This window comes from Synechococcus sp. R55.8 (assembly GCF_047461895.1).
Classification (GTDB): domain Bacteria; phylum Cyanobacteriota; class Cyanobacteriia; order Thermostichales; family Thermostichaceae; genus Thermostichus.
Map to the genome: position 1 here is coordinate 8557 of NZ_JANSIB010000042.1, position 11608 is coordinate 20164.

Genomic DNA, 11608 nt, shown 5'->3' on the forward strand with positions numbered 1-11608 from the left:
GGATCTAAGCCGCCACTGCTTTGTCAGCAATCGCCAGTTGCTTACCGCCGACCTTCCTCAGCCGCCTGGTTTGCTCCGCCAGGCGGTTTTGGGTTTTCACAGCCTCACTTCTGGGCAAAAACAGGAGGTTCTGCCCCTCTTGCCCACCTTGTTTCGCAATCCCAGCACCGTCTCGACGGTGATGCTGTCGGTGGAAGCGGCCTTGTGGCTGGAGCCTCTGAAAAGCCTGAATCCTCACGAGCTGCGTCTATTGAGCGTTTGGCTGAGCCGCTATTGCTTCAACCCCAGCCGCACCCTAGCGGAATTGGATCCCGCCACCTCAGGTCTCAAAATTGGGCAAACCAAGCGCAGCTACCGCGCGCCTCAGGTGGGGGTCTCGCTGATTTTGGCCAGCTTTGCCGGCAACCTGACGGCGGCCTCAGGTGTGACCCTGAGCCTGCTGTTCGGTATGGTGTTTGTGCTTTTCCTGACCGTCTTGGGCAGCTTAGAGGGGGGATTCTCTCTGGGCTCTTTCATCTTCGCCATTCTGCTCACCCTCGCCTTCAACGCTTTGATTTTCTTCTTGTCTCCCTGGCTGATGGACTGGATCCAGCACAGCCTCTATGGCACCGAGTGGGTGAGCTTGGCGGAAATCGGGCGTCGCAGCCCAGAGAGTGCGGAGGTCATTGAACGGGTCTGCCGCCAGTACAAGCTGAAGCAGCCGAAGCTGGGGCTGATCCGCGACCAAAACCCCACTGCTTTTACCTACGGCAGCCTGCCGGATACGGCCCGCATCGTCGTCAGCGAAGGGTTGTTCACCTACTTGGAAGATGAAGAGGTGGCTACGGTCTATGCCCACGAGCTGGGGCATGTGATCCACTGGGATTTCGCCGTCATGACCCTGGCTTCCACGCTGGTGCAGATTCTCTACCTTCTCTACGTCTACATGCGCAATGCGCGCGGCGACGACAAAGTGGACAGAAGCCTCCGCTTCCTGGCCTTGGTCGCCTACTTTTTCTATGTGGCCGGCTCCTACTTGTTGCTGTATCTGTCGCGGGTGCGGGAGTACTTTGCCGACCACTTTGCCGCCGAAACCACCGGCAACCCCAATGGGCTCTCGCGGGCTTTGGTGAAAATTGCCTACGGCATTGTGCAAGAGGGAGAGCGGGAGCGGGATGAGGAAACCCGACAGCGCAGTGCTCGCCTGCTGGAAGGAACGCGGGCTTTGGGGATCTACGATGCCAAGGCGGCGGTGATGGCAGGGACGGCCTACCGGGTGGCGGCGGATCCCGGCCAGGTGGGCAGGGTATTTTTGTGGGATCTGTTTAACCCTTGGGCCTGGTGGATGGAGCTGAACTCCACCCATCCCCTCACGGGCAAACGGGTACGGGCGCTGAGCACCTATGCGGAGCAACTGGATCTGCCGGTGGAGTTCGATATGGCCAGCGTGGTTGCCCAGGGCAAGCAGCTCAACCGGCAACAGCTCTACGGGAACTTTCTGCTGGATATACTGCTGTTGAACGCCGAGTGGCTGGGGGCAATCGCGGGGGCACTGCTCGGGATCCCGGCCTTGCAGGTGGGCTTCTATGAAATGTTTGCCGGGCTGACCCTGATGGGGGTGGGCTTGGGCCTGCTGCTGAAGATGACAGTGATGTACCCCAGCTTAGAAAACCCGCCGGCGTTGACCGTGTTGAAGGCCATGAGCAATCCCTACGCCAGCCCCTTGCGCGGGTTGCCGATGCAGTTGGAGGGGCGGGTGATCGGGCGGGGGGATCCGGGCTATCGCTTCGGCTCCGATCTCAAGTTCCAGGATGAGACAGGGATGATCTTCCTGCGCTATGCTTCCCGCTTTGGGCCGCTGGGCAACTTCCTGTTTGGAGCGCGCCAGGCAGGGGGGGTAATCGGCCAAGAGGGATCCGCGGTGGGGTGGTTCCGACGAGGGGTGGCCCCTTACCTGGATCTGGCCCGCTTTCAAAGCCGCCATGGCCAGCTCATCACCAGCTACCATCCCTTCTGGCAGGCTATGTGGGCTGTGCTGTTGTTAGTGGTTGCCCTGCTGGTGATGCTGTTCTAGAGGATCGCGATCCTCAGCAGCGAAGAGCTCGCCTAGGCCATTGGGATTGGCTACTTTTGCCCACCGTTAACCCGGGCGTAGTCGTCGCTGAAGCGGACAATGTCGTCTTCGCCCAAGTACTGGCCGTTTTGCACCTCGATAATCACCAGAGGGATGACGCCAGGGTTCTCCAGGCGATGCTTGGTGCAAGGGGGAACGTAGGTGGATTGGTTGGCCGTGATGAGCTTTTCTTCGTCTCCGCAGGTGACCTTGGCGGTGCCGGCAACGACGATCCAGTGTTCGCTGCGATGGTAGTGCAACTGCAGGCTAAGGCGATGCTTGGGCAAAACCACGATCCGCTTGATTTTGTAGCCAGGGCCCTCTTCCAGCACTGTAAAGCTCCCCCAAGGCCGACTTTCAGCATTGCTCTCGATCAGCTTGTTGAGGGTTTCGGCAGAGAGGGAAGACGATGGTTTTTCCGGTGAGGCCAAATTGGCATTGGGGGTTTCCAGCATGGGATGCTCTCCTTGGGAGGCCTACCTGTAGCTTATCTCAACAACCAACTCGAAGTCTGTTTGTTTATCTTTAGAATCACCAACAGATCGGCTTCAGCTCCTGGGGATCCCCAGCCAATTCGGGCTTGCCAGGGCAGTGGCTAGAATCCTGTGGAATCATGAATAAAGATCTCTGCAAAAAGGCCACTTCTCGATGCGTCCTTTCTCTTCTGTCCCTTCTTACCCGGTTCACATCCATGACCGCCAACGGGACACCCACTATCTGATCCAGGTGCCGGCGGATCAATACATTTTGGCCAGCGCCGAGGCCCAAGGGATCCAACTGCCCTTTGCCTGTCGCAACGGCGCCTGTACCACCTGTGCGGTGCGGGTACGGCGGGGATCCCTGTATCAGCCGGAGGCAATGGGCATCTCGCGGGAGCTGAAGGAGCAGGGGTATGGGCTGCTGTGCGTGGGCTATGCCCGCTCGGAGCTGTGGGTAGAAACCCAAGATGAAGATGAGGTGTACGAGCTGCAATTTGGGCGCTACTTCGGCCAGGGGCAGGTCAGGCCAGGGATCCCCATCGAGGATGAGTGATGTCTTCTTCGGCACCGGTTTCGTCTCAACAACTGTCGCCGGATCCCTTGCCCTCTCAGCCGCGGGGCTGGCTGCTGGCGGCAGCGGCGCTGATCCCGGTGAATCTGGCCCCCAGCTTACTCTTGGCTTTGGTGGGGACGATCCAGGGTTATACCCGCTGCGGTGGCCGGATCCTGCGGGATCCTCTATTTGGACTGGCGGCTCTCCTGAGCCTGGCTGCGGTGGGAGTGGCCCTTTGGGGGGAGGATTGGCGACTGAGCCTGCCGGGGATGTTCAACTACTGGCCTTTTTTATTGATGCTGCCGGCCTTTGCCGATGCGCTGGCCTCTCGCGGTAGCGGGACGGAGTTCCATCCTGTAGGCCGTCGGCGTTTGGCCCAGATGTTGGTGTTGGGCAGCGGGCTGATGCTGCTTTTGGGTTGGGGAGAAGTGCTGTGGGGATGGCAGGGGCACTTCTTCTGGGGGCCGGTTTGGATTACGGGGGTTGCCGGGGGAGAGCGACCGGCGGCAGCTTTTACTTCCCCCAATATCCTGGCCATCTACCTGGTGATCCACCTGTGCTTGGCAGCAGGGCTGTGGCTGGATCAGGCCGACAAAGACTGGCCGAGGGTGGTAGGGCTGGGAGCTGTGTTGGGGCTGGGATCCCTCTTGTTGCTGCTGACGGCCTCTCGCAACGGCTGGGGAGCGGGGGGGCTGGCGCTGGTGATAGGGCTGGCCCTACGGCGCTGTTGGTGGGGGATCGGGATCTTGGCCGGTCTGGGATTGGCCGGTTTGGCCGCTGCTTGGGATTGGCCGGGCTGGCGGGCCGTAGTGCCCCGATTGATTTGGAGCCGTCTGGCAGACACCTTCGATCCTCAAGCGCTCTACTTTAGTTCCACCGCCAACCGGCTGGATGCTTGGCAATTCGCCCTGCAGATGGTGCAGGAGCGGCCCTTGACCGGTTGGGGCTGGCAAAGCTTTGCCGCTCTTTACAATGCTCAAGATCCGCCGGAGCTGCTGGGCCATTGCCACAATTTGTACCTACACCTGGCAGCCGAGGGTGGGATCCCGCTGTTGCTGGGCCATCTGATCCTGTGGGGTTGGATTTTGGCGCGGGGATGGCAAGCTTGGCGGCGCTCGCAAGAAAGCGTCCTGTTGGGGATGCTGCTGGCCTTGACGGCATTTTTTGCCTCAGGGCTTTTGGACGTGGTGATGTTGGATGGCCGCATCCACCTGCTGGTAACCTTACTCTTGGGGGCAGTTTGGGGAGCCAGCCTCGAGCAGCGCTCGACAAAGGGCCAATGCAACCAAGATCTGGGATAGCTTTCCCAAGGGGGTCACAGTTGAATGCCCCACCATGGGCGTCGGCGCTGCCTGGCAATAGGGAATGACTCTTGACCTAGCAGTAAATCCAAAATCCATGGGTTCCCACCCGTAGGAAATCCTTGTGGTAAACCTGTACCGAGATGTGCTGTGGCCTCTGCTTTTTTCTGGGCTGAGAGCTGATCCAGAAACGGTCAAGATGGCCCTGCTGCGCGCCTTGCATTGGATCGATGCCACCCAGGCCACCGGGATCCTATCGGCTCTGGAGCGACTGTTTTGCTACCGGGATCCCCGGCTAGCGGTGTCGCTGTGGGGCCTTACCTTTCCCAATCCCCTTGGGTTGGCTGCGGGCTTCGACAAAGATGGCCTGGCTCTGGGCGTCTGGCCCAGCCTAGGATTTGGTTTTGTAGAGGTGGGCACCATCACTCCTCAGCCCCAACCGGGCAACCCCAAACCTCGCCTGTTTCAACTGCCCCAAGATCGCGCTGCCCTCAATCGCATGGGCTTTAACAATCAAGGGGCGGCGGCTCTGGCCGAACGGTTGCGTCGGCTACACCAACGTCCCATCCCCATCGGAATCAACCTGGGCAAAGCCAAAATCACCCCCCTAGAAGAAGCGGCTGCCGATTACCTGGCCAGCTTCCGGCTGCTCCAGGATCTGGGGGACTACTTTGTGGTCAACGTCAGCTCCCCCAACACGCCGGGGCTGCGATCCCTGCAGGCTGCTGAGCAACTGGAGCCCATCCTATCTGCCTTACAGCGGGAAAATCAGAAGCGAAAACCCCTCCTGGTGAAGATCGCCCCCGATCTGGACTGGCCCGACATCGACAGCATCCTGGAGCTGGCCCAAGACCATCAACTGGCCGGGATTGTGGCCACCAACACCACCCTCCGCCGCGATAACCTGAAGACCCGTTTCCTACCTGGCCACGGGATCCCCTTCGCACCAGCGGAGTCTAGGCCAATCCTTGCAGAAGCCGGCGGGATCAGCGGTGCCCCCTTGCGGGAGCGTTCCACCCAAGTCATCCGCTACATCCACCGCTCCACCCAAGGAAAATTGCCCATCATCGGAGTGGGGGGCATCTTCACCTTGGCCGACGCCTTGGAGAAACTGGAAGCGGGAGCCAGCCTGCTGCAGGTCTACACCGGCTGGGTTTACGAAGGGCCGGGTATGGTGCCGCAATTGCTCCGAGGCCTAGCCCGCTCTTCTCCCCCCAGCCCTGATGTTACACTTCCCCCAGAGAATACCCCTGTGGGTCAGATCCAGGCGTAAGATCGTTAGGGATCCCTGAGGAAGCTTGCCGGTGAACCTGCTGCAACACCTTTTCAAAACCCCCCATCCGGTTATCGGGGTGGTTCACTTGTTGCCGCTGCCTACCTCGCCCCGCTGGGGGGGGGACTTGGAATGGGTGATCGCTCAGGCAGAACAGGCGGCTACCGCCCTGGCTGCAGGGGGAGTAGACGGGATCCTCGTCGAGAACTTTTACGATGCCCCCTTTGCCAAGGATCGGGTGGACGCAGCGGTGGTCAGCGCCATGACCGTCATCGTCCAGCGGCTGAAAACCCTGGTCTCGCTGCCGGTTGGGATCAATGTCTTGCGCAACGATGGCTGCAGTGCTCTGGCAATTGCCGCCTGCGTGGGGGCGCAGTTCATCCGGGTGAATGTGCTCTGCGGGGCGATGGTGACCGACCAAGGCATTATCGAGGGGAATGCCTACCGCCTGCTGCGCTATCGCCGGGAGCTGGGGGCTAACATCAAGATTTTCGCCGATGTGCTGGTGAAACACGCCCAACCCCTAGGTCCCATCAGCCTGGATGCGGCCATCACCGACACGGTGGAACGTGGCCTGGCCGATGCCATCATCCTTTCCGGCTGGGCCACCGGCAAGCCACCCCTTCTGGAGGAGCTGGAGCTGGCCCGCAAAGTTGCTCCTCAGGTACCGCTCTTCATCGGCTCGGGGGCTACTGCCGAAAACATCGGCAGCCTGATCCGGCGGGCAGATGGCGTGATTGTGGCCAGTTCTCTGAAGCGGTCTTCCCGTTCTGCAGGCATGCCGACGGGCTATTCGGATCCCTTTCCCATGATCGACCCGATTCGGGTGCGGCAGTTTGTGGAAGCACTGCACCTTGCGCTCCGTGAGCGGGCCTCCAACCATGCTTGTCTGGCCGCTCCCGGCTCTGGTTCCAACTAGCCGTTGGCGCTAGGATTGGGATCTGGCTGCAATGGAGCGCTCCTCTTTAGACTATGTCATCAGACTATGTCATCCCTTGATCTGGAGGGCTTGGATTCTGTATACCACCCTTCTGGTTCGGCTCTTGGGCCTGCAGAAGAAGCCTTTTGGAGCTCTGTTCCGGCCCGGACTCCCCGCATTTGGGTTGTCGATGATGACCCAGTGGTTCGTTGCTACATTATCAATGTTCTCACAGGCTCCCAGTACTACGTGGAAAGCTGGGAAAGCGGCCGAGCAGCTTGGGATTCCTTGCAAAGCTTGGAAGAGAGCGAGTGGCCCGACATGGTGATCTGCGACTGGGTCATGCCTGAGATGTCGGGGGTAGAGTTCTGTTGCCGTCTCAAGGGATCCGCAGCAGGGCAGTTTGTCTATTTCATTTTGCTCACGTCCCGTTCTGAAGTTGAGGCTCGGGTAGAGGGGCTGGATGCGGGGGCGGATGAATTCATCACCAAGCCGGTCGATCCCGAGGAGCTGCGGGCGCGGGTGCGGGCAGGGTTACGTCTCCAGCGGCTCACCCAAGCTTTGGCCCAGGCCAACCGGCAATTGCGAGCCCGCAACGAGCTGTTGGAGTCTTTGTCTTTGACGGATCCCTTGACCGGGGCGTTGAACCGGCGAGCTCTGGATCAGGCGCTGCCCCATTTGCTCAAGCAGGTGGGAGCCCGCGGGGAAGCTCGCTACCGCTATCTCTGCCTGCTGATGATGGATGTGGATCATTTCAAGCAGGTCAACGACAGCTACGGCCACTACATCGGCGACTGTGTGCTGCAGGCCATCGTCGGGCGGCTGCAAAATCAACTGCGGCCTTCCAGCCTGCTCTACCGCTATGGTGGGGAAGAATTTGTTTGCGTTACGCCCGGGCTTAGCCCCCCCCGCTGCGGTCGCTACGCAGAGTCTCTGCGGCAGGCTATTGCCAAACGGCCCATTGACATCTCCCCCAAGCGCAGCTTGCCGGTTACCATCAGCATCGGTGGGGTCGTGCTCAGCGAAGACTACCGCCTGGAGCCGGAAGCTGCCTTGCAGCAGGCGGATAGCGCGCTCTACCAGGCCAAGCAGGCGGGGCGCAACCGAGTTCACATCCTCACCCCAACCCCAGAGGTTTATCTGCCCTCTTCCAGCGGATAGCCAGAGGCCACCGCCAAGGCTTCCAGAGAGCGAACGCCTGTGTAGGTGCGGCCATTGATGATCCAGGTGGGATAGCTGGTGATCCCCGCTTCTGTACATTCTCGAGCCTGTGGAGTGCCGGGGCCGTTGGGGGAGCACTCCACGTAGGGCACTTGGTCGAAAGCTGCCCCGAACAGCTCCTTTTGGTCTTGACAATGGGGGCACCAATAGGCCCCGTACATAGTGCCGCCGATCTGCCGCAGGTGGGCTGCTAACCCTACCGCCAGGGGGCTAGGCGGGGGAACTTGGTTGGCGTACACCCCAATCGTGGTCACCAACGTGAGAAAGGCCACCAGAATGTAGCTGAAGGCCAGCTTGCCCCAATCCAACCAGCGGTGGCCCAGCACGGTCACCAGCCCCAGCCCCGCCACCAAGATGATCGCGGTGGTGCAGTACATGCAGAATTGCCGCAGCACCGCCACCATCAGGTAAAGCATGTACATCTCAAAGGCGGTCATGGCGGAAACCAAGCCAAACAGGGCCGGCCAGCGCCACCGCTTCACCAATGGGAGCCCATCCGGCAGCACCGCCAGCGCCAAGACTCCCAGAAACCCCAGCAGGCCAACAGCCGCTGTCGGGATCCCCAAAAACTCTGCCCAACGGCTGGAGAGTACCAGGTCACACCCTCCATCCCCAGTGCAGAAGGCGGCGGGCTGCTCCGTCAGCTTGGTGTAGGTGAGATAGGCCGTCAGCAGGGATCCCAGGCCGGCCAGGATCGCCAAGATCAGACGGGAATGGCGCTGCAGCCAGGTCTCTTCTTGGGCTTTGAGTTTGAGATAAGAAGCCATGGAGTTTCAGGGGTTTCAGCAGTTGGACACCCCCGATTATAGTGGGGTGGAGCTGGGCTCGTCCGTGGGATCCGACGCAGAAGAGCGCACCTGGGCGGCAAACCTGTCTCCCAGCGGATCCAGCTCCCATAGGGATCCCAGTTTGGAGTCGGAGATAGGCCGGTCGCAGAGGCCCCAACGGCGGCGGAAGTAACGGGCCAGATCTTTTTCTGCCAGGGCCAGGTAGACCGGGCGACCATGAGGGCAAGTGTGGGGATTGGCGGTGCGCTGCCAAGCTTCCAACAGCTTTTGCATCTGCTCTAGGGTCAGCGGGATCCCATTGCGCAAGGCCCCTCGACAGGCCACCGCCACCTGGGCTGCCTGCACATCTTGACAACGGCTGAGCTCTAGCAGGGATCCCTGTACCTCTTCTGGATCTTCCGACTCCAAAGCCAAAGGGAGGCGTCGAATGAGATGGGTATTGGGGCCGAAGGGTTCCGGCTCCAGCCCCAACTGCTCCAACCGCTCCAGGGCTTGGGGCGATAGTCCTTGCAGCCTTACGGGCGTCTCCGGTGCCACCAGTTGCCAATGCTGCTGGATGTACTCATAGCGAACTCGCTCGTGGGCCAGGTGTTGCTCCACCAGCCATAACCCCTGGGGGTGCTCTGCCAAGATGTAGGTCCGATGCAGTTGGGCCAGCGCCTTGAGGGGGGGCAGGAGAGAAGTTGGGCGGTCAGAGGGAGGAAAACGGCTCTGGAGATCGGGCGAGACTCGATAGACCACCTTGGCCTCGCTGGCCCGGATCAGATGCACAGAGCGGCGGCTGGCCTGCTCGGATCCCAATTGCAGAAGGGAGTGCAGGTGTTGGCGCAACTGCTCCTGGCGGGCCGTCAGATTCTCCAGGTAGAGCTCGCTTTTGGCAGGATGACGGTTCCAATCCACCTGCTCTGGGGGCAGGCGCAGGTGAACAACCACCAGTGGATGACGGTGGCGAGGCAACGCGTGGTGAAAAACCGACTGGATCAGCCGTTGCCAGTCGGGCATCTGCACAAACCGTCCGTTTACGGCCACACGGATCCAATCGGGGTGGGAGCGATGCAGGCGATCCGGCAGGCCCAGCACCACTTCCCAATCGCTATCCCCATCCTGGATCCGCCGATAGCGCAGATCCGTGGGATCCAACTGCGGCAACACCTGCAGCAGCAGATCTTGCAGAGATTTTCCCGGCCAGAGGCTGAGCAGCAATTGCCCTTCCTGATGCACCTGCCAACTGACCCAGGGATGGGCTAGGGCTGCATTCTGCACCAGGGTCAGGAGCGGGCGAGTTTGAGGCAAGGCCCGACGGCGCAGAGGCCAGTCGGCAAACAAATCCGCAACCGTGACCACCGTTCCCAAGGCAGTGGCTGCCGGCTGCTTGTGGATCAGCTCCCCCTGTCGGTCGTAGGCGGCCAGCCAGCCGTGAGCATCGTCAGCGTGGCGGGTTTGGATAGCCAGGGATCCCAAGCGGGCTAGGCTGTGCAGGGCTTCCCCACGAAATCCCAGGCTGCGACCTTCCAGTTTGCTGGTGGTATGGCGGCGGGCCACCTGCTCCAGCTCCGAGGCCGGGATGCCGTGGCCGTTATCCCCCACCCGCACCTGCCAGCGAGTCGGCCAGATCTCCACTTGAATGCGGGTGGCCTGGGCATCGAGGGCATTTTCCAGCAATTCCCGCAGAGCAGCCCCCAGAGAGTCGATCACCTCTCCTGCCGCCATACGGGCAATCCGTTCTGGAGTCAGGGGTTGGATCTGGAACATGACACCAATCCTGCCAATCTGAGGGTCGGGGGCCAACAGAGCCTTAGCTTAACCTTCTCTTGCGGTTTCTGCGGCGGGCAACAGGAGCCTTGCACGCTCTAACCGGTTGAGGTCTGCAGAGGGGGGAAGTGCGCTCGATTTTCCGCTGGCCATTTCTACCGATTCGTTCCAAAGAGGCAATCAAAGCCAGATAAGATTTACATAGGAATAACTTTCATGCTACTGAGGATTTGGCCTCTTCTGATTTTTTGGGTTTCCAGAATATTTTTTGTGTATTGGCAATGTTCTCAACACGGCAGAACTGCAGCAAACTTTGAGCCTTTTATCAGATGCAGATTTTGTGGATGGTGCCCTGACAGCGGGTTGGAATGCCAGGTTTGTCAAAAACAATAGGCAACTGCCCAAGGGATCCCTGCAGCAACAGCAGATCCAGGAGACCATTTCTGCGGCTCTAGATCCCAATTGCCGTTTAGCTTGATCTGGAAGTGGCCCAACGGCAGGAACTGCGTAAACCCCAGCCAAGCACAGCTTCAAAAGGTCGGGCTTTCCCATGAGCAGTATGCAGGGCGTCTTCTACTGCTTATCCAAAAGGGCTCCCGTTTCCGGTTGATGCCAAGCGGCTAAGGTCGAGCCCCTCACAATAGGAAAATGGGCTGGGATCCTTCAGCCCCCGGCAAAGTTGGTAGAATAAAGTCAGCCTTCGCCTTGAACTTGAATTTGGATAGGGACTGGGGTCGACCGTTGGGATCCTCGGCTATGTTCGACAAACTGCTCTTTCCCATCGATAACTCGCGTGAAACCAGCCACGCCTTGCCCTTGGTGGCGGACATAGCACAGCGCTACAAGAGCCAAGTGTATTTGCTTTCTGTGCTGGATGATACGGAGCTTGACCCGGAGCGAGCCGAGCAAGCCCGGCAGAACATCCACAACCTGCTTAAGCAAACGGAGTCCGGCCTGCATCAAATCGGCCTTAGCAACGTCAAGAGTGAGTATCGAGAGGGGAAGGTACCTTTTGTCATCTGTGATGTGGCAGACGAGCTGGAGATCAGCCTGATTGTGATGGGCTGCCGCGGCCTCACCCTATCTGGAGAGGGGCAGAACAACTCCGTGAGCCACCGCGTGATCGATCTCTCCCCCTGCCCGGTGTTGGTCGTGCCCTGAGGAGAGGGATCCCATTGACCAAAAGGCGCGGCAAGCCCCGTCCTTCAGGGCAGGGAAGGATAGCGCCGA

At 60.1% G+C, this 11608-nt stretch carries 10 protein-coding genes and 1 pseudogene; 8 read left to right on the plus strand and 3 right to left on the minus strand.

Going from position 1 to position 11608, the window contains the following annotated elements; all coding sequences use genetic code 11:
• On the plus strand, window positions 1-2053 hold a 2053-nt coding region (locus NW829_RS06005; protein ID WP_414416652.1), incomplete at its 5' end, for a M48 family metalloprotease.
• A gap of 50 nt (window positions 2054-2103) precedes the next feature.
• Here NW829_RS06005 and NW829_RS06010 read toward each other — a convergent pair.
• Window positions 2104-2547: a phosphomannose isomerase type II C-terminal cupin domain gene (locus tag NW829_RS06010; RefSeq protein ID WP_414416653.1), complete on the minus strand. Its 444-nt coding sequence runs from the start codon at window positions 2545-2547 to the stop codon at window positions 2104-2106.
• Window positions 2548-2740: 193 nt separating this feature from the next.
• Here NW829_RS06010 and NW829_RS06015 point away from each other — a divergent pair, with 193 nt between their 5' ends.
• The 5 genes from NW829_RS06015 (at window position 2741) to NW829_RS06035 (ending at window position 7778) form a co-directional block, all read left to right on the plus strand.
• The gene (locus tag NW829_RS06015; RefSeq protein WP_414407531.1) at window positions 2741-3124 is read left to right on the plus strand and encodes a 2Fe-2S iron-sulfur cluster-binding protein; all 384 of its coding nucleotides are present in this window, start codon (window positions 2741-2743) and stop codon (window positions 3122-3124) included.
• Window positions 3124-4425 (plus strand): O-antigen ligase family protein, encoded by a 1302-nt coding sequence (locus NW829_RS06020; RefSeq protein WP_414416654.1) that lies wholly within the window; start codon window positions 3124-3126, stop codon window positions 4423-4425. Before NW829_RS06015 ends, NW829_RS06020 begins: the two co-directional genes overlap by 1 nt.
• A 124-nt stretch (window positions 4426-4549) precedes the next feature.
• The gene (locus NW829_RS06025; RefSeq protein WP_414416655.1) at window positions 4550-5698 is read left to right on the plus strand and encodes a quinone-dependent dihydroorotate dehydrogenase; all 1149 of its coding nucleotides are present in this window, start codon (window positions 4550-4552) and stop codon (window positions 5696-5698) included.
• A gap of 31 nt (window positions 5699-5729) precedes the next feature.
• Window positions 5730-6617 carry a photosystem I biogenesis protein BtpA gene (gene btpA, locus NW829_RS06030; RefSeq protein WP_414413254.1) on the plus strand — a complete coding sequence of 296 codons (888 nt, stop codon included), beginning with the start codon at window positions 5730-5732 and terminating at the stop codon, window positions 6615-6617.
• Window positions 6618-6683: 66 nt separating this feature from the next.
• A complete protein-coding gene (locus NW829_RS06035) occupies window positions 6684-7778 on the plus strand; it encodes a diguanylate cyclase (RefSeq protein ID WP_414416656.1) in 1095 nt (364 codons plus the stop codon).
• On the opposite strand, the gene NW829_RS06040 is transcribed toward NW829_RS06035, so the two are convergent.
• Window positions 7754-8605, minus strand: coding sequence for a vitamin K epoxide reductase family protein (locus tag NW829_RS06040; protein ID WP_414416657.1), 852 nt, complete (start codon window positions 8603-8605; stop codon window positions 7754-7756). The two genes, NW829_RS06035 and NW829_RS06040, sit on opposite strands and share 25 nt — an antisense overlap.
• A gap of 36 nt (window positions 8606-8641) precedes the next feature.
• Window positions 8642-10378, minus strand: coding sequence for a DNA mismatch repair endonuclease MutL (gene mutL / locus NW829_RS06045; protein ID WP_414416658.1), 1737 nt, complete (start codon window positions 10376-10378; stop codon window positions 8642-8644).
• A gap of 268 nt (window positions 10379-10646) precedes the next feature.
• Here mutL and NW829_RS06050 point away from each other — a divergent pair.
• Window positions 10647-10841: pseudogene (locus NW829_RS06050) on the plus strand (PKHD-type hydroxylase); the annotation flags it as partial.
• A gap of 293 nt (window positions 10842-11134) precedes the next feature.
• Window positions 11135-11539 carry a universal stress protein gene (locus NW829_RS06055; protein WP_011433838.1) on the plus strand — a complete coding sequence of 135 codons (405 nt, stop codon included), beginning with the start codon at window positions 11135-11137 and terminating at the stop codon, window positions 11537-11539.
• The last annotated feature ends 69 nt before the right edge of the window (window positions 11540-11608 follow it).

What these genes read in the sequence shown, in the direction of transcription:
- NW829_RS06010 (WP_414416653.1), bottom strand. Translation starts at nt 2,547, where the DNA reads ATGCTGGAAACCCCCAATGCCAATTTGGCCTCACCGGAAAAACCATCG.
- NW829_RS06015 (WP_414407531.1), top strand. Translation starts at nt 2,741, where the DNA reads ATGCGTCCTTTCTCTTCTGTCCCTTCTTACCCGGTTCACATCCATGAC.
- NW829_RS06020 (WP_414416654.1), top strand. Translation starts at nt 3,124, where the DNA reads ATGTCTTCTTCGGCACCGGTTTCGTCTCAACAACTGTCGCCGGATCCC.
- NW829_RS06035 (WP_414416656.1), top strand. Translation starts at nt 6,684, where the DNA reads ATGTCATCCCTTGATCTGGAGGGCTTGGATTCTGTATACCACCCTTCT.
- NW829_RS06040 (WP_414416657.1), bottom strand. Translation starts at nt 8,605, where the DNA reads ATGGCTTCTTATCTCAAACTCAAAGCCCAAGAAGAGACCTGGCTGCAG.
- mutL (WP_414416658.1), bottom strand. Translation starts at nt 10,378, where the DNA reads ATGTTCCAGATCCAACCCCTGACTCCAGAACGGATTGCCCGTATGGCG.
- NW829_RS06055 (WP_011433838.1), top strand. Translation starts at nt 11,135, where the DNA reads ATGTTCGACAAACTGCTCTTTCCCATCGATAACTCGCGTGAAACCAGC.